This is a genomic window from Micromonospora matsumotoense, assembly GCF_050951065.1.
Lineage (GTDB): Bacteria > Actinomycetota > Actinomycetes > Mycobacteriales > Micromonosporaceae > Micromonospora > Micromonospora matsumotoensis.
This window is the reverse complement of record NZ_CP192025.1, coordinates 5,182,456-5,201,726: the sequence shown is the minus strand read 5'-3', so window position 1 is coordinate 5,201,726 and position 19,271 is coordinate 5,182,456. Positions and strand designations below refer to the sequence as shown.

Annotated in this window: 14 protein-coding genes; 11 read left to right on the top strand and 3 right to left on the bottom strand. The window is 73.0% G+C overall.

Annotation, left to right across the window (positions count from 1 at the left end):
• Positions 1–149: 149 nt before the first annotated feature.
• On the bottom strand, positions 150–1,988 hold the full coding sequence (locus ACQP1S_RS21875; RefSeq protein ID WP_432898577.1) for a thiamine pyrophosphate-requiring protein: 1,839 nt from the start codon (positions 1,986–1,988) through the stop codon (positions 150–152).
• Positions 1,989–2,114: 126 nt separating this feature from the next.
• Here ACQP1S_RS21875 and ACQP1S_RS21870 point away from each other — a divergent pair, with 126 nt between their 5' ends.
• The 3 genes from ACQP1S_RS21870 to ACQP1S_RS21860 all read left to right on the top strand — a co-directional run bounded on the left by ACQP1S_RS21870 (position 2,115) and on the right by ACQP1S_RS21860 (position 6,462).
• Positions 2,115–3,002: a TrmH family RNA methyltransferase gene (locus ACQP1S_RS21870; RefSeq protein WP_432908195.1), complete on the top strand. Its 888-nt coding sequence runs from the start codon at positions 2,115–2,117 to the stop codon at positions 3,000–3,002.
• Between the two features lie 56 nt (positions 3,003–3,058).
• Positions 3,059–4,510, top strand: coding sequence for an argininosuccinate synthase (gene argG / locus ACQP1S_RS21865; protein WP_091237262.1), 1,452 nt, complete (start codon positions 3,059–3,061; stop codon positions 4,508–4,510).
• Between the two features lie 176 nt (positions 4,511–4,686).
• Entirely contained in the window at positions 4,687–6,462 is a 1,776-nt protein-coding gene (locus ACQP1S_RS21860; RefSeq protein WP_432898574.1) for a PucR family transcriptional regulator, read from the top strand.
• Between the two features lie 229 nt (positions 6,463–6,691).
• On the opposite strand, the gene ACQP1S_RS21855 is transcribed toward ACQP1S_RS21860, so the two are convergent.
• The gene (locus tag ACQP1S_RS21855; RefSeq protein ID WP_432898571.1) at positions 6,692–8,041 is read right to left on the bottom strand and encodes a hypothetical protein; all 1,350 of its coding nucleotides are present in this window, start codon (positions 8,039–8,041) and stop codon (positions 6,692–6,694) included.
• 87 nt (positions 8,042–8,128) lie between these two features.
• Here ACQP1S_RS21855 and murD point away from each other — a divergent pair, with 87 nt between their 5' ends.
• From murD to ACQP1S_RS21840, 3 genes are all read left to right on the top strand, one after another.
• Complete coding sequence (gene murD, locus ACQP1S_RS21850) at positions 8,129–9,478, top strand: UDP-N-acetylmuramoyl-L-alanine--D-glutamate ligase (protein WP_432898568.1); 1,350 nt, start codon at positions 8,129–8,131, stop codon at positions 9,476–9,478.
• Between the two features lie 282 nt (positions 9,479–9,760).
• Positions 9,761–11,068 (top strand): aspartate aminotransferase family protein, encoded by a 1,308-nt coding sequence (locus ACQP1S_RS21845; RefSeq protein WP_432898565.1) that lies wholly within the window; start codon positions 9,761–9,763, stop codon positions 11,066–11,068.
• Complete coding sequence (locus ACQP1S_RS21840; protein ID WP_432898562.1) at positions 11,065–12,717, top strand: CoA-acylating methylmalonate-semialdehyde dehydrogenase; 1,653 nt, start codon at positions 11,065–11,067, stop codon at positions 12,715–12,717. The genes ACQP1S_RS21845 and ACQP1S_RS21840 overlap by 4 nt, the downstream gene beginning before the upstream one ends.
• Before the next feature lie 272 nt (positions 12,718–12,989).
• Here ACQP1S_RS21840 and ACQP1S_RS21835 read toward each other — a convergent pair whose 3' ends face one another.
• Positions 12,990–13,979 carry an N-acetylglucosamine kinase gene (locus tag ACQP1S_RS21835; RefSeq protein ID WP_432898559.1) on the bottom strand — a complete coding sequence of 330 codons (990 nt, stop codon included), beginning with the start codon at positions 13,977–13,979 and terminating at the stop codon, positions 12,990–12,992.
• Positions 13,980–14,180: 201 nt separating this feature from the next.
• On the opposite strand from ACQP1S_RS21835, the gene ACQP1S_RS21830 reads away from it, so the two are divergent.
• Genes ACQP1S_RS21830 through ACQP1S_RS21810 form a run of 5 tightly spaced genes read left to right on the top strand, consistent with a single transcriptional unit; the run spans position 14,181 to position 19,190 of the window.
• Complete coding sequence (locus ACQP1S_RS21830) at positions 14,181–15,125, top strand: MurR/RpiR family transcriptional regulator (protein ID WP_432898556.1); 945 nt, start codon at positions 14,181–14,183, stop codon at positions 15,123–15,125.
• A complete protein-coding gene (locus ACQP1S_RS21825; protein ID WP_091237256.1) occupies positions 15,125–15,874 on the top strand; it encodes a sugar isomerase domain-containing protein in 750 nt (249 codons plus the stop codon). The genes ACQP1S_RS21830 and ACQP1S_RS21825 overlap by 1 nt, the downstream gene beginning before the upstream one ends.
• Positions 15,875–15,899: 25 nt before the next feature.
• Entirely contained in the window at positions 15,900–17,339 is a 1,440-nt protein-coding gene (gene ngcE, locus ACQP1S_RS21820) for an N-acetylglucosamine/diacetylchitobiose ABC transporter substrate-binding protein (protein WP_432898553.1), read from the top strand.
• 20 nt (positions 17,340–17,359) lie between these two features.
• Complete coding sequence (locus ACQP1S_RS21815; RefSeq protein ID WP_091237254.1) at positions 17,360–18,268, top strand: carbohydrate ABC transporter permease; 909 nt, start codon at positions 17,360–17,362, stop codon at positions 18,266–18,268.
• Between the two features lies 1 nt (position 18,269).
• Positions 18,270–19,190, top strand: a complete 921-nt coding sequence (locus tag ACQP1S_RS21810) for a carbohydrate ABC transporter permease (RefSeq protein WP_357900329.1) — start codon at positions 18,270–18,272, stop codon at positions 19,188–19,190.
• Positions 19,191–19,271 lie beyond the last annotated feature (81 nt).

The window sequence follows — 19,271 nt, the reverse complement described above, 5'->3', positions numbered from 1 at the left end:
TCGCCTGCCCTCGGTGATCAAGAGGTTTACGTCGCCGAAGGGTGCCTGCCATGACGCAAACCTCTTGATCACCGGGCGAAGCGGAGGCGGAGGCGGAGGCGGGGCGGGGTGGGAGTGGGGCAGGGCGGAGTCGGGTGGGGTGGGTGGGGTTAGGGGTTTTTGCGGCGGGGGCGGTAGGTGGTGAGGGTGGCGGGGAGGGCTCGGCGGATGATGGCGGCGCGGTCGGTGTCGCCGCGGAGCAGGGCTGCGGCCGTGTTGCGGGCCTGGTCGAGGGTGAAGTGCGGGGGCAGCATCAGCTCTGCGGGGTCGACCATGGCGTTCACCACCACGGGGCGGTCGGCGGCCAGCGCCCGCCGCCACAGGCCGGCGACCTGGTCGGGGGAGTCGACCAACTCGCCGTCGAGGCCCAGCACCTCGGCCCACCGGTGGTAAGCCACGTCCGGGACGTCCTGGCTGGCCGGGTAGCGCGGGGTGCCCTCGGTGGAGCGCTGTTCCCAACTGACGAACGCCAGATCCCGGTTGTTGAGCACCAGCACCACGAAACGCGGGTCGGCCCAGTGCCGCCAGTTCTTCGCCACGGTGATCAACTCGTTGACCCCGTTCATCTGCATCGCCCCGTCACCGATCAGCACCACCATCGGCCGGTCGGGGTGGGCGAACTTCGCCGCCAGGGCGTACGGCATGGCGCCGCCCATCGACAGCAGGGTGCCGGAGAGGCTGGCCAGCATGCCGGGGCGGACCTGGAGGTGGCGGGCGTACCAGGCGGTGGCGGTGCCGCAGTCCACCGCGATCATGGCGTCGTCGGGCAGCGCGTCGTTGAGGGTGTGGAACAGCAGCTGGGGGTTCAGCGGATCGGCGGGCTGCCCGGCCAGGTCCGCCTGGGCGCGTCGCCAGCCCGAGGTGGCGTCGGCGACGGTCGCCCGCCAGGCCGTCGGGGCGGGGCCCTCGCCCAGCTCCCGTAACAGCGCCCGCAGGGTCGGGCCGGCGTCGCCGGTCAGGTTGACCTCCGTCGGGTAGCGCAGCCCCATCCGGGTGCCGTCCAGGTCGATCTGCACCGCACGGGCCTGCCCCTGCGGCGGATAGAAGTCCGAGTACGGCATGTTGCTGCCGACGATCAGCAGCCGGTCGCAGTTCTGCATCAGCTGCCAGCTGGGGCGGGTGCCGAGCAGGCCGATCGCCCCGGTCACCCACGGCTCGCGGTGGTCCACGGCGGTGAAGCCGAGCAGGGCGGTGGCCACCCCGGCGCCCAGCCGGTCGGCGATCAGGCGTACCTCCTCCTCGGCGCCCAGCGCACCCTGCCCGACGAGCATCGCCACCTTCTCGCCGCCGCGCAGCACCTCGGCGGCGCGGCGCAGCTCCGCCTCCGGCGGCACCGTCGGCATGCTGCTCGGGACCGAGCTGGTGTGGTAGTAGCCGTGCGCGTGCGGCGGGTCCGGCACCGCCGGCTCGTCCTGCACGTCCAGGGGGAGCACCAGCGCGGTCACCGTCCGGCGGGACAGCGCCGTGCGGCAGGCCCGGTCCACCAGGTGCCGCACCTGGGACGGGTCGTCGAGCTGGGCCAGGAAGTCCGAGGCCACGTCCTTGTAGAGGGCGAGCAGGTCGACCTCCTGGTAGTAGCCGCCACCCTCGGCGGTCAGCGCGGTGTTGCCGACCAGGGCGACCACCGGCTGATGGTCGAGCTTGGCGTCGTAGAGGCCGTTGAGCAGGTGGATCGCGCCGGGGCCACTGGTCGCCAACGCGCAGCCGAGCGGGCCGCCGCCGTACTTGACGTGGGCGCAGGCGGCGAAACCGGCGGTCTCCTCGTGGCGCACCTGGACGAACTCCACCCGGTCGCCGGCCCGTTGCAGAGCGGAGGTCATGCCGTTGATGCCGTCACCCGGGTAGCCGAAGTAGCGGTGCACGCCCCATTCGGCGAGGCGGGCCACGATGTGGTCGGCGACCGTGGCGTTCTTCGGCAACCGGCCGTCGGCGGTGCCTGCTGCGCTCATCGTGGTAGTCCCTCCGGTCACGTCCGTTTCCCGCCCCCTTCCCGCGCCATGCCCGGGGAAACCCGGCCGGCCCGGGGAAAACCCGGCCGGGTCCGTCCTCCCGGCTGGGCCGACACCCGCCCGGCTCTGCCCCGGCGGGGTGCGCCGTACCGCCCCGCAGGTGCGCGCCGGGGCACCCGGCAGAATCGGGCGGTGCCCGTTCACCAGATCACCGACCCCGACGACGCGCGGATCGCCGACTACCGCGCGCTGACCGACGTCGCGCTGCGCACCCGTTGGGAGCCCCCGCACGGGCTGTTCATCGCCGAGGGGGAGCTGGTGCTGCGCCGGGCGTTGCGGGCCGGCTATCCGGCCCGGTCGTACCTGGTCGACGCCAAGCGGGTCGACCAGCTCGCCGACCTGGACACCGGGGACGCGCCGGTCTACGCGGCCACCCCCGACGTGTTGGCGCAGGCGACCGGCTTCCACGTCCACCGGGGTGTGCTCGCGTCGTTCCACCGCAAGCCCCTGCCCACCGCCGCCGAGGTGCTGGCCGCCGCCCGCCGGGTGGTGATCCTGGAGGACATCAACAACCACACCAACCTCGGCGCTGTTTTCCGGGGGGCCGCGGCGCTGGGCATCGACGCGGTGCTGCTCTCGCCGTCCTGCGCCGATCCGCTCTACCGGCGCAGCGTGCGGGTCAGCATGGGGGAGGTGTTCGCGGTGCCGTACGCGAAGCTGGAGCGTTGGCCGGTGGGGTTGGACCAGGTGCGGGCGGCGGGGTTCACCGTGCTCGCCATGACGCCGGCGGCGGACGCCGTACCGATGCAGCGGTTGACGTCGGCGCAGCGGGCGCGGGCGGCGTTGCTGCTGGGGGCGGAGGGTCCCGGTCTCACCGCGGCGGCCCAGACGGCCAGCGACGTGCGGGTGGTCATCCCGATGCGACGCGGGGTGGACTCGTTGAACGTGGCCGCCGCGGCGGCGGTGGCGTTCTGGGAGCTGGGGCGCGACGACCCGCCGGGTGACGCCGGATAGTCACCGCGACACCCGGCTATTTGCATGAGAATGCGGGCAGGTGCATAATCTTTCCTGTGTCCAAGGTTCTCACCTCCCTGCCCATCGGCGAACGTGTCGGCATCGCCTTCTCCGGCGGCCTCGACACCTCGGTCGCGGTCGCGTGGATGCGCGACAAGGGCGCCGTCCCGTGCGCCTACACCGCCGACATCGGCCAGTACGACGAGCCCGACATCGACTCGGTGCCCGGACGTGCGCTCAGCTACGGCGCCGAGGTCGCCCGCCTGGTCGACTGCCGCGCCGCCCTGGTCGAGGAGGGCCTCGCCGCGTTGACCTGCGGCGCCTTCCACATCCGCTCCGGCGGCCGGGCGTACTTCAACACCACGCCGCTCGGCCGGGCCGTGACCGGGACCCTGCTGGTCCGGGCGATGATCTCCGACGACGTGCAGATCTGGGGCGACGGCTCGACCTTCAAGGGCAACGACATCGAGCGGTTCTACCGGTACGGCCTGCTGGCCAACCCGCAGCTGCGGATCTACAAGCCGTGGCTCGACACCGACTTCGTCACCGAGCTGGGTGGGCGCAAGGAGATGTCGGAGTGGCTGCTGGAGCGTGACCTGCCCTACCGGGACAGCACCGAGAAGGCGTACTCCACCGACGCCAACATCTGGGGCGCCACCCACGAGGCGAAGACCCTGGAGCACCTCGACACCGGCATCGAGACGGTCAGCCCGATCATGGGGGTCCGGTTCTGGGACCCGTCCGTGGAGATCCCCACCGAGGACGTCACGATCGGTTTCGACCAGGGCCGCCCGGTGACGATCAACGGCAAGGAGTTCGGCAGCCCGGTCGATCTGGTGCTGGAGGCCAACGCCATCGGCGGCCGGCACGGCCTGGGCATGTCCGACCAGATCGAGAACCGGATCATCGAGGCCAAGAGCCGGGGCATCTACGAGGCCCCCGGCATGGCGCTGCTGCACGCCGCGTACGAGCGGCTGGTCAACGCCATCCACAACGAGGACACCCTGGCGAACTACCACACCGAGGGCCGCCGCCTCGGCCGGCTGATGTACGAGGGCCGCTGGCTGGACCCGCAGGCGTTGATGTTGCGCGAGTCGTTGCAGCGCTGGGTCGGCACCGCGGTCAGCGGCGAGGTGACGCTGCGGCTGCGCCGGGGCGAGGACTACTCGATCCTGGACACCACCGGGCCGGCGTTCAGCTACCACCCGGACAAGCTGTCGATGGAGCGTACCGAGGACTCGGCCTTCGGCCCGTCCGACCGGATCGGCCAGCTCACCATGCGCAACCTGGACATCGCCGACTCGCGGGCCAAGCTGGAGCAGTACGCCACCCTGGGCCTGGTCGGCGGGGCGACCCCCCCGCGGGCGATCGGCGCGGCGCAGGCCGCCTCGACCGGGCTGATCGGGGCGATGCCGCAGGGCGGCGCGGAGGCCATCGCCTCCCGGGGCGTCGCCTCGGCCGACGACGAGGCGCTCGACCGCGCCGCGATGGAGTTCGGCGTCGACTGACAGCCGGCGCTGCGCCCCGGAGCGAACGCCACCGACCTGTGCCGCGCCGTCCGCCGACCGGCGGCGACCGGTCCGGACCGCCGCGGTGCCTGTCGGTACGACGGGCATCGCAGCGCGGCGTCGGCCGGCGAATGCGGCAACGGTGCCTGCCGGCGGCAGGGATCACCGAGGGTAGCGTGTCGCCCGTGTTCCCTACCGTCCGTGAGGTGCTCGCGCTGGACCCGGTGCGTCGCGGTGCCCCACGACTGGTGGCCGGGGAGGCCGGCCTGGACCGGCCGGTGCGCTGGGTGCACGTCACGGAGGTGCCCGACATCGCCACCCTGCTCGGCGGCGGGGAACTGGTGCTCACCACCGGCATCGGGCTACCGGCCGACGACGCCGGGCTCCGCGCCTTCATCGGCGACCTCGCCGAGGTGGGCGTCTCCGGTCTGGTGGTCGAGCTGGGCCGCCGCTATCCGGCCGAGGTGCCCCGGGTGATGGTCGTGGCCGCCGAGCGGCGCGGGCTGCCCCTGGTCGAGCTGCGGCGGGCCACCCCGTTCGTCCGGATCACCGAGGCGGTGCACGCCCTGATCGTCGACGCCCAACTGCACGAGCTGCGGGCCACCGAGGAGATCCACCAGCGGTTCACCGACCTGTCCGTCGAGGGCGCCGGGGCGGCCGAGGTGGTCCGGCAGGCCGCCGAGCTGGCCGGCTGCCCGGTGGTGCTGGAGAACCTGTCCCGGCAGGTGCTCGCCTACGACCCGGCGGGGGAGAGCGCCGACCTGCTGCTCGACGGCTGGGAGCAGCACTCCCGACGGATCCGTCCCACCGGCCGGACGGCGTACGACGTGGCCAGCGGTTGGTTGGTGACCACCGTCGGCGCGCGCGGACAGGACTGGGGTCGGCTGCTGCTGCGCTGGCCGGCCGGCGCGGACCTCGGTGACGGTCGGCCCGTCGGCGCCCCGCCCACCCGGCTGACCATCCTGGTGGAGCGGGCGGCCTCGACGCTGGCGCTGGGTCGGCTGATCCGACGGGACGCCGAGGGGCTGGAGCGGCAGCTGCACCGCACCCTGCTCACCGCCCTGCTCGATCATTCCCGCCCGGTGGACGAGATCGCCCTGCGGGCCAGGGCGCTCGGGGTGACCCTGGACCGCCGGCACCTGGTCGGCATCATGGTCCGGCACCGCCGCGACACCACGGCGGGCCACCCCTCGCCGGGCGAGGGCGGGCCACCGGTCGACGGACCCGGCCCGTCCCCGATCCCGAGCGCCCGGCCGGCACCGACGGCCTCGCCGGACCCGGAGGCCGGCCCGGCCCGGCTGCGTGATCTCGCCGAGGCGGTCGGCCAGGCGCTCCGCGAGACGAAGCTGTCCGGCCTGACCAGCCCGGTCGACGACCAGGTGGTGGGTGTCCTGCTCGCCCTGCCGGACGCCGCCGCCGAGGAGCGCGCCCTCGCCGCCTTCGCCGCCGCGCTGCGCCGCCGCCACCCCGACCAGCCGTCGCCCGGCGGGAGCGGCCACCGGCTGAGGGTGATCGTCGCCGCCGGCTCCGGGGTGGGGAGCCTGCGGGAGGTACGCCGGTCGCTGGTCGAGGCCCGACAGCTCGCCGAGGCGGCCCGCCGGGATCGCCGGGACCTGCCGATCTTCCGGCTGCCGCATGTCGGGCTGGCCGGTGTGCTGCACCTGCTGCGCGACGAGCCCCGGTTGCAGACCTTCGTCGAGCGGGAACTCGGCGCGCTGCTGGCCCACGACGCCCAGCACCCCCGGGAGCAACTGCTCGGCACCCTGCGGGCCTACCTGGAGCAGGGCCGCAACAAGTCGGCCGGCGCGGCCGCCGCGCACCTGTCCCGACCGGCCTTCTACGAGCGACTGGCCCGGATCGGCCGCATCCTCGGCGTCGACCTCGACTCGGTAGAAGCCTGCCTCTCCCTGCACGTAGCCCTGCTGGCCCTGGACGCCATCCGCACCCCCTAACCCCCACCCACCCACCCACCCCACCCCGCCCCCGCGCCTGCCGCCCCGCCCCCGCCCGGCGCTCGCCCCGGTGATCAAGAGGTTTACGTCAGCAGAACGCCAAATCTTGACGTAAACCTCTTGATCACCGAGACGAGACGAGACGGGACGGGACGGGACGGGACGGGACGGGACGGGACGGGACGGGACGGGACGGGACCGGGCGGGCGCGGGGCGGGAGTGGGGCGGGTCAGGTGAGGGAGTCCAGGGTTTTGGTGTACGGGGTGGGGATGTGGTGGGGTCCGGTGGGGGTGAAGACGTCGGAGGTGGCGGCGGTGGACCAGGCGGTCGGGGGGACCGCCTCGACCAGGGTGCGGACCACCGGGGCGTCACGCCACTGGTCCTGCGCGGCGAGCAGGCTCAACGCCACCACCGACTCCTCGACCTCGCCGACGCACTCGAACGGCTTGTGCCCGTCCACGCCGAGCAGTTCCCGGTAGCCGGGGATCTGCGCCTCGTCGGCCAGCAGGTCGCCGCCGAAGATGCCGACCACCCGCTCCCGGCGCATGAACGGGGCCATGGCCAGGAAGACGAACCGGCACTTCGGGCAGTTGCGGCACCAGCGGGCGCTGGCGTCGCGCAGCTTGAACGCGGCGTTGCAGCTGGTCACCACCGCGTCGTAGCGGTCGATGGTGGCGAACAGTCGGGCGATGTGCAGCTCCGACAGCGAGCGCAGCAGCGAGAAGTACGGCTCGGTGAGCCCGGCGTGCTCGGCCAGCGCCGCCCGCAGCAGCCCCTCGGCCTCGACCCCCTTGGACCACTGGTGGTTGATCTCGTGACCGTTCCAGATCAGGTTCGGGTCGGACGCGGACCGCTCGTTGGACATCACCACCGGCCCGAGCCCGTGCAGCACGGCGGTGGCGACCGCGATCAGCGAGTTGATCGCGGTGACCGGGATGTGCCCGTTGCGCGCGCCGGCCGCGTTCAGGTCGAACAGCACCGGGTCGAGCCGTCGCCGGGCAGCCAGGGCGGGCAACCCGGACGCCTCGTTGACGGAGACGATCACGTGGTTGGGGTTGACCGAGAAGGGCACCGGGTCGAAGCCGGCCCGGCGCAGCGCCTCCAGGCTGACGATGGAGTCCTTGCCCCCGCCGACGGCCGACAGCGGACGACGGTCGGAGTCGTCGTACACCCGGGGCGGCGGCACCTCGCCGGCCGGCACCTCGGGGCGCAGCTCCAGCACGTGCGGGAGCTGGTTGCGGTAGGCGTACTCCGCGAGGCCCTTGGTGTAGACGGCGGTGACCAGCGCGGTGGCGGCGGCTCCCAGCGGCGCGGGCAGCACCAGCCTCGGCGGCGCGGCGGCCTTGTAGTAGCTGACCCCGGCGACCACGTGCAGCAGCTCCAGGACCCGGCCCAGGGTGGCCACCGTCTCGTCCGACGGCGGCTCGGCCGGCAGCGGCAGCGTGATCGCCTCGGTGAACCGCTGCTCACCGTCGGGGCCGGTCAGGGCGTAGTCGAACAACGCCTCGCCGGTGGCGAGGTCGATCGCGTACGACGGGAAGGTGAAGGCGTCCATCCGCCGGAGCTGCTCGTTGGGCACACGCCATACTAGGCCCTGGTTCGTCCGGTCGGGTCCGCTGCGCCGGACCGGGCCGCCGCCCCACCGTCGACACCTCAGGGAGAGTTCGTGCGCCTGTCCGATCTGCGCGGCCGTACCGTCGCCGTCTGGGGGGCCGGCCGGGAGGGCCGCGCCGCCGTGACCGCCATCGCCGCGCACGGCCCGGCGGACCTGGTCGCCGTCGACGACAGCGCCAACTTCCTCAGCCTGCCCTGGGAGGGCCCGCTCGCCGAGGCCGCGCCGCTGGTCACCGGCGAGCAGGGGTACGCCCGGCTGGCCGCCGCCGAGATCGTGGTGCGCTCCCCGGGGGTGCCCAACACCCACCCGTGGCTGGTCGAGCTGCGCGCGCGGGGGGTCACCGTCACCCAGGGCACCGCGCTGTGGATGGCCGACCACGCCGACCGGACGATCGGGGTCACCGGCAGCAAGGGCAAGTCGACCACGTCCAGCCTGATCAGCCACCTGCTCGCGGCGGTGGACCGGCCCAACGTGCTGGGCGGCAACATCGGCGTGCCCACCCTCGACCTGCCCGACGCCGAGCGGTACGTGCTGGAGCTGTCCAGCTACCAGTGCAGCGACCTGACCGAGTCACCCCGGGTCGCGGTGGTCACCGCCCTGTTCCCGGAACACCTGGACGCGCACGGCGGGGAGGCCGAGTACTACCGGGACAAGCTCAACCTGATCGCGTACGGCCCCCGGACGGTGGTGGTCAACGGCCACGACCCCCGCCTCGCGCTGGAGCTGGGCGACCGGGCGGCGATCCGCGCCGGCCTGCCGGACAGCGTGCACGTCGCCACCGGCCCGGACGGCACCGACTGGTTCCACCTCGGCGACCGGCCGCTGTTCGCCCGGGGGGTGCTGCCGCTGGTCGGCCGGCACAACGCGGGCAACCTCTGCGTGGCGCTCGCGGTGCTCGACGCGCTCGGGGTCGACGTCGTCGCCCACAAGGACACCCTGGCGGTGGCGGTCGCCGGGTTCCACGGGCTGGCCCACCGGCTCACCGAGATCGCCGACCCGTCCGGCCTCACCTTCGTCGACGACACCCTCGCCACCAGCCCGTACGCGGCGATGCACGCGATCGACGCGTACGACGGGCGGCCGTTGACGGTGATCGTCGGTGGCACCGACCGGGGGCTGGACTACGCGCCGCTGGCCACGCACCTGGCCGAGCGGGAGCTGACCGTGATCGGGATTCCGGACAGCGGTTCCCGCATCGTGGCGGCGCTGGCCGGGTTGCCGAAGGTGCGTACCGAGGTGGTGGACGACCTGGTGGACGCCGTCCGGCTGGCCCGGTCGGTGACCCCGGCCGACGGGGTGGTGCTGCTTTCGCCGGCGGCGCCCAGCTATGGCCGGTTCCGCAACTTCGAGCACCGCTCCGAGGTCTTCGCCGAGGCGATCCGGGACACCGCCGCCGGCTGAGCCGTCGGCCCGCGACCTCGATCCCGGCGCGGCCGCGACCTCGATCCCGGCGCGGCCGCGACCTCGATCCCGGCGCGGCCGCGACCTCGATCCCGGCGCGGCCGCGATCCCGACGTACGGCGCGGGCCGCGAACCCGACCACGCGCCCCCCATGGTGCCGGGCCGGGTGACGCGGTGTCAGGTGTGGACGGCTGCGGGGCTACACAGTGCCAGTTGTCGGCGGCCGGTCGGGGTGGCAGCGTGCGAGGGACGCGCAAGCCGCCGCCGCTGAAGGGTGTGCCGATGACCGCCGACGACCTGCTGGCCCGACACCGGGCCGTGCTCCCGTCCTGGATGCCGCTCTACTACGCCGAGCCGATCGAGCTGGTCGCCGGGTCCGGCCGCCGGGTCACCGACGCCCAGGGGCGCAGCTACCTGGACTTCTTCGGTGGGGTGCTGACCAACATGATCGGCTACGACATCCCGGAGATCCGCGAGGCGGTGGAGCGTCAACTGCGGACCGGCCTGGTGCACACCTCCACCCTCTATCTGATCCGGCAACAGGTGGAGCTGGCCGAGAAGGTGGCCTCGCTCGCCGGCATCCCGGACGCCCGGGTCTTCTTCACCAACTCGGGCACCGAGGCGAACGAGGCGGCGCTGCTGGTCGCCACCAACCACCGCCGGTCGCACCAGATCCTCGCCGTCCGCAACAGCTACCACGGTCGGTCGTACGCGACGATGGGGATCACCGGCCACCGGAGCTGGACGGCCAGCGCGCACAACCCGCTCCAGGTGGCCTGGCTGCACTCCGGTGAGCGGCTGCGCGGGCTGCTCGCCCGGCTGCCCGAGGCCGACCGGATGGACGCCGCCGTGGAGGACCTGCGCGAGGTGCTCGCCACCCAGACCAGCGGCGACGTGGCCTGCCTGATCGCCGAGCCGATCCAGGGCGTCGGTGGTTTCGTCGCCCCGCCCGACGGGTTGTTCGCCGGCTGGCGCAAGGTGCTCGACGAGCACGGCATCCTGCTCATCTCCGACGAGGTGCAGACCGGCTGGGGGCGTACCGGCGAGCACTTCTGGGGCTACCAGGCGCACGGGGTCACCCCGGACCTGCTCACCTTCGCCAAGGGCATCGGCAACGGGTTCGCCCTGGCCGGGGTGGTCGGCCGGGCGGACATCATGGAGTCGGTGCCGGCGATCAGCTTCTCCACCTTCGGTGGCAACCCGCTCTGCACCGCCGCCGGCAACGCGGTCCTGGACTACCTGCGCGACCACGACCTCCAGGCCAACGCGGCCCGGGTCGGCGCGATCCTCCTCGACGGCCTGCGGGCCACGGTCGCCGACCTCGACGGCGTCGCCGAGGTGCGGGGGAAGGGACTGATGCTCGCGGTGGAGTTCGTCCGGCCCGGTGGGTTGGAGCCCGATCCGGCGTTGGCCGCCGGGGTCCTCGAGGCGTGCCGGGCCGGCGGCCTGCTGGTCGGCAAGGGCGGCCTGCACGGCAACGTGCTGCGGATGGGCCCGCCGCTGACCCTCACCGAGGACGAGGCCCGCGAGGGGCTGGCCATCCTGGTCGAGGCGATCCGTTCCGCCGTGGCGGCGGAGGCGGCGCGATGAGCGCGACGGGCGGTCCGGCCCGGCAGACGCCACCACCCGGCCCGCAGGCCGCCGCGCCGGCGGGGGCGGAGGCATCGGCGGTGGCCGCGGCGGGGCCGGTGGCTGCCGGGCCGGTGGCTGCCGGACCGGTGCCGGCGGGGCCGGTGGCGGCGGGCGACGCGACCCGGATCGGGCACTTCGTCGACGGGAAGCGGATCGACGGGACGTCCGGCCGGCACGGGGACGTCTTCGACCCGGCCACCGGGCGGCCCACCGGCCGGGTGGCGCTGGCCGACGCGGCGGACGTCGCGGGCGCGGTCGAGGCGGCCGAGCGGGCCGCCCGGAGCTGGCGGGACGCCTCACTGGCCCGGCGGACGGCGGTGCTGTTCGCCTTCCGGGAGCTGGTCCACGCCCGGCGTGACCGGCTCGCCGAGGTGATCACCGCCGAGCACGGCAAGGTGCTCGCCGACGCCGCCGGCGAGGTGCAGCGCGGCCTTGAGGTGATCGAGTACGCCTGCGGCGTCGCCTCGGCGTTGCGCGGGAGTTTCAGCGAGAACGTCTCCACCGAGGTCGACTCGTACAGCCTGCGGCAGCCGCTCGGGGTGGTGGCGGTGATCTCGCCGTTCAACTTCCCGGTGATGGTGCCGCTGTGGTTCGTGCCGGTGGCGGTGGCCTGCGGCAACGCGGTGGTGCTCAAGCCGAGCGAGAAGGACCCGAGCGCGGCGCTGCTGCTGGCCGAGTGGTTCGCCGAGGCGGGCCTGCCCGACGGGGTGCTCAACGTGGTCAACGGCGACGCCGAGGCGGTGGACGCGCTGCTGGACCACCCCGGGGTGCGGGCGGTGTCGTTCGTCGGCTCCACCCCGGTCGCCCGGCACGTGCACCGGCGTGGCACGTTGGCCGGCAAGCGGGTGCAGGCCCTCGGCGGGGCGAAGAACCACCTGGTGGTGCTGCCCGACGCCGATCTGGACCTGGCCGCCGACGCGGCGGTCAACGCCGGGTTCGGCTCGGCGGGGGAACGGTGCATGGCGATCTCGGTGTTGGTCGCGGTGGCGCCGATCGCCGACGCCCTGGTGGCGAAGATCGTCGACCGGATGGCGGGGCTGCGCACCGGCGACGGCCGACGCGGCGGCGACCTGGGTCCCCTGGTCACCGCCGCGCATGCCGAACGGGTCCGGTCCTACGTCGCGGCCGGGGTGGCGGCGGGCGCGGTGCCGGTGGTGGACGGCCGGGACGTGGTGCCGGACGGTGAACCGGGTGGCTTCTGGCTCGGCCCGACCCTGTTCGACCACGTCACCCCGGACATGTCGATCTACACCGACGAGATTTTCGGCCCGGTACTCGGCGTCGTCCGGGTCGACTCGTACGACGAGGCGGTCGCCCTGGTCAACGCCAACCCGTACGGCAACGGCGCGGCGATCTTCACCAACGACGGTGGGGCGGCCCGGCGCTTCCAGCACGAGGTGGAGGTCGGCATGGTCGGGATCAACGTGCCGATCCCGGTGCCGATGGCCTACTACTCGTTCGGCGGGTGGAAGGCGTCCCTCTTCGGTGACCTGCACGCCCACGGGGAGGACGGGGTGCGGTTCTTCACCCGGGGCAAGGTGGTCACCAGCCGCTGGCTGGACCCGCGCCACGGCGGGGTGAACCTCGGCTTCCCCACCCAGACCTGAGACAGCGGGGGCATGCCGGCCGCCCCGGCTCGCCAGCGGGCGCATGCCGGGACGCGCACCACGGTGGCAGGCTGACCGATAACGACCATATGGTCGGTCCCACCGGCTTGCTGCGGTCGCTTGCGGCACGGCGAACAGCCGGTGCAGGCGCTCGCCGCGCGTTCCGACATGCGTTCATCCCAGCCTCTCCGGACACCTACGGGTGCTCCGGGACGCCGGCCTGGTGACGGAGCGCCCCGTCGGCGGGTAGCGCGCTACGCGTCGGTGGGCGGTCAGTCGGCCGACGGGACCAGCAGCGCGTGCCGGGCGACCGGGTCGGTGACGTCGGGCAGGGTGCGGGCGGCCAGCCAGGCCGCAGCCGCCGCGCCGTCCCCGGCCGAGCGGACCGGGGCGTCCGGCCAGCGCCGGACCGCCTCGGCCCGGACCGCCGCGCCGAGCGGGGTGTCCCCGGTGAGCAGCCCACCGCCGAGCACCAGTGGCGTCGTCGCGGCGTCCGGGCGGATCCGGCCGACGCTGGTGACCAGGTGCGCGGCGGCGCGGGGGAGCAGTTCGGCCGCCACCGGCTCCCCGTCGACGGCGGCGTCGACCACCAGCGGGGCGAGTCGGGCCAGCTCGACCGGCGGCCGGCGGGTGACCGCCTGGACCACCGCGTCCACGGTGTCCCGGGGGCGCTCGGCGACCCGGTCGTCCCCCAGCAGGTCGACGAGGACCGTGCGGCCCAGTGGCCCCGGTGCCCGGCCCGCGTCCAGGTCGGCCAGGAGCGCGCGTACCGCCTCCCGGCCCAGCCAGAATCCGGAGCCGGCGTCGCCGAGCAGCCAACCGTGCCCGTCGGCGACCCGGTCCAGTCGCCACCGGCACACCTGGGCGGCGATCGCCCCGGTGCCGGCGATCAGGATCGTGCCGTCGGGTGCGGCGGTGCCGGAGGCGTACCCGACGAGGGCGTCGCTGTGCACCGTGTACGGGCAGCGCAGGCCGGCGTCCGACCAGGCCCGGTCGAAGGCGGCCCGACCGGCCGGGTCGGCGCGTAACCGGCCGGCCCCGGCCAGGCCGATGGCCCCGGCGCGGACCCGGGCCGGATCGACCCCGCGCAGCGCCTCCCGCAGTGCGGTCGACAGTTCGGCGGCGGCCCGGTCGGCACCGTGGCTGGTGGGGTTGCCGCCGCCGGCCCGGCCGGTGCCGAGGCGTTCGCCGGTGAGGGTCAGGGCGGTCGCCCGGGTGGACGTACCCCCGACGTCGAGGCCGACCACGACGGTGTCGGACATGCTCCCGGACCTCCCGGAGGTGGCGGTGTGGGTGGTGTCCATGCTGGTCGGCGCGGCCCTCGCGAGCAAGATCGATGACCGTCGGCGGGGTGCGCCGGCAGGTAACAGTTTGAAAACTTCGCCCACGGTCTTGACAGGAAGGGGCCTTCAGTAAGAACTTTTACCACTAACAGTTAACACTCTTTTCCGAAAGGTGCGTCGATGGCCGAGCATGAGGCGGACACCACCGCGGCAACCGCGGTGGTCGATGCCGAACCGGTCGACCGGCGGGGCGCCGACGGAGTGCTGGCCAGGGTCCGGGCCGGCGTGGGGGAGTTGACGGGAGCGTTGCGCCGGGTCGCCGAGCAGGTGCTCAGCGACCCGGAGGCAGCGGCCCGCGCCACCATCGTCGAGCTGGCCGAACGCAGCGGCACCTCACCCGCGACGATCACCCGGTTCTGCCGGGCGATGGGCTTCGACGGCTACGCCGACCTGCGCCTCGGCATCGCCTCCGAGACCGGCCGGGCCCGCTCGGCCGGCTGGACCGTGGACATCGGCCGGGAGATCCAGCCCGGCGACCCGCTCGCCCGGGTGCTCGACCAGATCATGGCCGCCGACACCCGGGCCATGCACGACACCGCCACCCTGCTCGACCTCGCCGAGGTGGAACGGGCCGCCGTCGCCATCGCCGGCGCGGCCCGGGTCAACATCTTCGGCGCCAGCGGCAGCGCCCTGGTCGGCGAGGAGATGCAGTTCAGCCTGCACCGCATCGGGGTGGCGGCGTGGGCCTGGAGCGACGTGCACGAGGGGCTGGCCAGCGCCGCGCTGCTCGGCGTCGGCGACGTGGCCCTGGGCATCTCGCACACCGGGCAGACCCGGGAGACCATCGAGATGCTGGCCGAGGCGGGCAGCCGGGGAGCCACCACCGTGGCGTTGACCGGGTTCCCGCGCTCCCCGCTGGCCGAGCTGGCCGACATCGTCCTGCTCACCGCCAGCCAGGCCACCACCTTCCGGCCGGACGCGCTGTCCGCCCGGCACCCCCAGCTCGTCGTGCTCGACCTGCTCTACATCGCCGTGGCGCAGCGCACCCACGACCGCGCCCACGCGGCCTTCCGGCGTACCGCCCAGGCCGTCGACGGGCACAAGGCCGCGAAGGGGACCACCTGATGATCAGTGCCCAGGGGTACGCGCGAGCCGTCCGGCCGGTGCTCGACCGGCTGGTCGACTCCCAGGCCGAGGCGATCGGCCGGGCCGCCGACCTGATCGCCACCAGCCTGCGGGCCGGCGGGGTGCTCCAGGCGTTCGGCGCCGGCCACTCCGAGGCGTTCGCCGCCGAGCTGGTGGCCCGCGCCGGCGGCCTGGTCCCCACCAACCGGCTCAGCCTGCACGACCTGGTGCTGCACGGCGACGCCCCGCGCGACGTGCTCACCGACCCCAAGCTGGAACGCGACCCGGCCGTGGCCCACCAGCTCTACCCGCTGGCCCGACCGCAGCCGGCCGACGTCTTCCTGATCGCCTCCCAGTCCGGCATCAACGGCTCGGTCGTCGAGCTGGCGACGCTGGTCACCGGGCGCGGCCACCCGCTGATCGCGGTCACCTCGGTCGCGCACACCGCACGGGTCGCCCCCCGCCACCCGTCCGGTCACCGACTCGCCGAACTCGCCGACGTCGTGCTGGACAACGGCGCACCGTACGGCGACGCACTGCTGCCGCTCGACGGCGGCGGCGCGGTCTGTGCGGTCTCCTCGGTCACCTCCGCGCTGCTGGCGCAACTGGTGACCGCGGAGGTCGTCCGACGGTTCCACCAGGCCGGAGAGGTACCCCCTATCTACCTCTCCGCCAACGTCCCCGGTGGGGACGCGCACAACCTCGCCCTCGAGTCGCGCTACGCCGGGCGTCTCCGGCGGACCGCCTGACCCGAACACCCAAGGAGAGACGACGATGTCGAATACCCCCGAGACCCCGACCCCGCTGAGCCGCCGCACCCTGCTGGGCCGTACCGCCGCGGCGGGCCTGCTCGCCACGCCGGTGGTCGGCCTGCTCGGTGCCTGCGCCACCAGCGGCTCCGACGAGGGCGGCAACACCAAGGCCGAGGAGGGCACCAAGAGCGCGACCAACCCGCTCGGCGCCGCCGAGGACGCCCCGCTGGAGGTGGTCATCTTCAACGGTGGCTACGGCGAGAAGTACGCCACCGACGTGCACGAGCCGCTCTACAAGAAGGCGTTCCCCAAGGCGGAGATCAAGCACCAGTCCACCCAGGCGGTCTCCACCGTGCTTCAGCCCCGGTTCGCCTCGGGCAACCCGCCGGAGTTCGTCAACAACTCCGGCGAGAAGCTGATCGACTTCGGCTCGCTGGTCGCCGACGGGCAGCTGATGGACCTCACCGAGCTGTGGGACGCCCCGTCGGTCGACGACCCGGGCAAGAAGGTCCGCGACACCGTCGTCCCCGGCACCGTCGAGGCCGGCTCGTTCAACGGCAAGCCGTACGTCCTGTACTACGTCTCCACCGTCTTCGGCGTCTGGTACTCGGGCAAGCTGTTCAAGGAGAACGGCTGGGCGCCGGCGAAGGACTGGTCGGAGTTCACCGCCCTGCTCGACAAGATCAAGGCCAAGGGCATCACCCCGTACGGCTACGCCGGGGCGAACGCGGCCTACTACCAGTGGAACGTGATCCTGACCCACGCCGCGAAGATCGGCGGCACCGACGTCCTCAAGAACATCGACAACCTGGAGGACGGCGCCTGGCAGCAGGACGCGGTCAAGCAGGCCGCGCAGGCGTGGGCCGAGATCGGTGCGAAGTACGTCGACAAGAGCTTCGAGGGGCTCAAGCACACCGACGTGCAGCTGCGGCAGAACCAGTACAAGCTGGCCTTCTACCCCAGCGGCGACTGGCTGGAGGGCGAGCAGAAGAAGGACACCCCGGCCGGCTTCGACTACCAGCTGATGCCGGTGCCGAGCCTGTCCGGCTCGGACAAGCTGCCGGGCACCGCGGTGCGGGCCACCGCCGGTGAGGGCTACTTCGTCTCGGCCAAGAGCAAGAACCCGCGCGGTGGTCTGGAGTACATGCGCCAGATGCTCTCGGTGGCCGGGGCGAAGGGCTTCACCGAGGTGGTCAAGGCCCCGACCGTGGTCACCGCCGGCAGCCAGGGCTTCGCCTTCCCGCCCGGCGTGGCCAGCTCGCAGGCCGCCCTCGCCGCCGCCGGCAAGGACGTGTTCAACCTGTACTTCGACGGCTGGTACAAGGAGCTCGACACGGAGGCGCGGACCGCCACCAACGAGCTGATGTTCGGCCGGATCAAGGCGGACGCCTTCGTGGAGCGGATCCAGAAGCGGGCCGACGCCATCAAGAAGGACAGCTCCGTCGCCAAGTTCACGCGCTGACCGATCGGAGTAGCGGGATCATGCGGCACGGCAAGTATCCGTTCGTGATCGGGTTCCTCTTCGCCCCGGTCACGCTGTACGTGGTCTTCGTCATCGCACCGTACGCGCAGGCGTTCCAGATCTCGATGACCAACTGGCGGGGGCTGTCCGCCCCGCAGTGGGTGGGCTTCGACAACTACCGGCGGCTGCTCGACGACGGGCGCTTCTGGCAGGCGGTCCAGCACCACGGCGTACTGCTGCTTGCCCTGCCGCTGATCACGATCGCCATCGCGCTGTTCTTCGCCTTCCTGCTCAACGTGGGCGGGCGCAGCGTGGGCGGCCAGCGGCAGGGGGTCCGGGGGGCGAAGTTCTACCGGGTGGTGTTCTTCTTCCCCCAGGTCCTGGCCGTGGCCATCATCGCGGTGCTGTTCCAGATGGTCTACCGGCCCAACGAGTCCGGCCTGATCAACGGCGTGCTGATGAAGATCGGCCTGGACCCGGTGCTGTTCCTGATCCGGCCCAACCTGGCCCTCTGGTCGATCATCGCGGTGCTGGTCTGGCAGGCCGTCGGCTTCTACGTGGTGCTCTTCTCGGCCGGGATGGCCTCGATCCCGGGTGAGATCTACGAGGCGGCCGAGATGGACGGGGCGAGCAAGGTGATGCTCTTCTTCCGGGTCACCCTGCCGCTGCTCTGGGACACCCTCCAGGTGGCCTGGGTCTATCTCGGCATCGCCGCGTTCGACGCGTTCGCCATCGTCGCGGTGCTCTCGGTGGACAGCGGCGGTCCGGACGGCGCGACGACGGTGCTGGCGGTGGAGATCTACCGCAACGCCTTCGTCTACTCGAAGTACGGCTACGCCTCGGCGATGGGCGTGGCGCTGTTCTTCCTCACCCTCACGTTCGCGGCGCTGACGCTGCGGTTGACCAAGCGGGAAAGCGTGGAGTACTGAGATGGCCGCACAGACGACGCTGCCGCCGGCCTCGGCGGACACCCCGCCGGGCCGGCCCGCCACCCCCGCCCGCCGGGCCCGGGGCGAGCACCACGAGGTACGACTGTTCAGCGGGCTCGGTCAGCTGGCGCTCGCCGTCTGGGCGGTGATCGTCATCGTGCCGATCCTCTGGACGTTCCTGGCCGCGTTCAAGAACACCGGCGAGATCTTCAGCAGCCCGTGGACGTTGCCGGCGGAGCTGCGCTGGGAGAACTTCGGCCGGGCCTGGACCAAGGCGCACGTCGGCCGGTACTTCCTCAACAGCGTCTTCGTGGTGTCGTGCAGCACCTTCGGCACCATGCTGCTCGGCTCGATGGCCGCGTACGTGCTGGCCCGGTACAAGTTCCGGGGCAACCGGGCGATCTACTACCTGTTCGTCTCCGGGTTGGCCTTCCCGGTCTTCCTGGCGCTGGTCCCGCTGTTCTTCGTGGTGCGCAACCTGGGCCTGCTGGACACCCACACCGGGGTGATCCTGGTCTACATCGCCTACTCGCTGCCGTTCACCATCTTCTTCCTGGCCGCGTTCTTCCGGACCCTGCCGAACTCGGTGGCCGAGGCGGGGATGATCGACGGCTGCTCACACACCCGGCTGTTCTTCCAGGTGATGCTGCCGATGGCGAAGCCGGGCCTGATCAGCGTGGCGATCTTCAACATCATCGGGCAGTGGGCGCAGTACCAGTTGCCCCTGGTGCTGCTCTCCAACGCCAAGGACAAGTGGGTGCTCACCCAGGGCATCGCCGACATCTCGGTCAACGCCGGCTACGAGGCCGACTGGTCGGGCCTGTTCGCCGCCCTCACCATCGCCATCCTCCCGATGATCCTCGTGTACGCGATCTTCCAACGGCAGATCCAGTCCGGCCTGACCTCCGGCGCGGTCAAGTAGTCCACGTCCGTCCCGGCGGCGAGGTGAACCCCTCGCCATCCCGCCGCCGGGGCGGCTGGCGCTCCGCGCTGCCGCCGGAAG

Excerpts from the sequence above, each read along its gene's own strand:
- ACQP1S_RS21875 (WP_432898577.1), bottom strand. The coding sequence starts at position 1,988 with ATGAGCGCAGCAGGCACCGCCGACGGCCGGTTGCCGAAGAACGCCACG.
- ACQP1S_RS21845 (WP_432898565.1), top strand. The coding sequence starts at position 9,761 with ATGACCGCCGACGACCTGCTGGCCCGACACCGGGCCGTGCTCCCGTCC.
- ACQP1S_RS21840 (WP_432898562.1), top strand. The coding sequence starts at position 11,065 with ATGAGCGCGACGGGCGGTCCGGCCCGGCAGACGCCACCACCCGGCCCG.
- ACQP1S_RS21835 (WP_432898559.1), bottom strand. The coding sequence starts at position 13,979 with ATGTCCGACACCGTCGTGGTCGGCCTCGACGTCGGGGGTACGTCCACC.
- ACQP1S_RS21830 (WP_432898556.1), top strand. The coding sequence starts at position 14,181 with ATGGCCGAGCATGAGGCGGACACCACCGCGGCAACCGCGGTGGTCGAT.
- ACQP1S_RS21825 (WP_091237256.1), top strand. The coding sequence starts at position 15,125 with ATGATCAGTGCCCAGGGGTACGCGCGAGCCGTCCGGCCGGTGCTCGAC.
- ngcE (WP_432898553.1), top strand. The coding sequence starts at position 15,900 with ATGTCGAATACCCCCGAGACCCCGACCCCGCTGAGCCGCCGCACCCTG.
- ACQP1S_RS21815 (WP_091237254.1), top strand. The coding sequence starts at position 17,360 with ATGCGGCACGGCAAGTATCCGTTCGTGATCGGGTTCCTCTTCGCCCCG.
- ACQP1S_RS21810 (WP_357900329.1), top strand. The coding sequence starts at position 18,270 with ATGGCCGCACAGACGACGCTGCCGCCGGCCTCGGCGGACACCCCGCCG.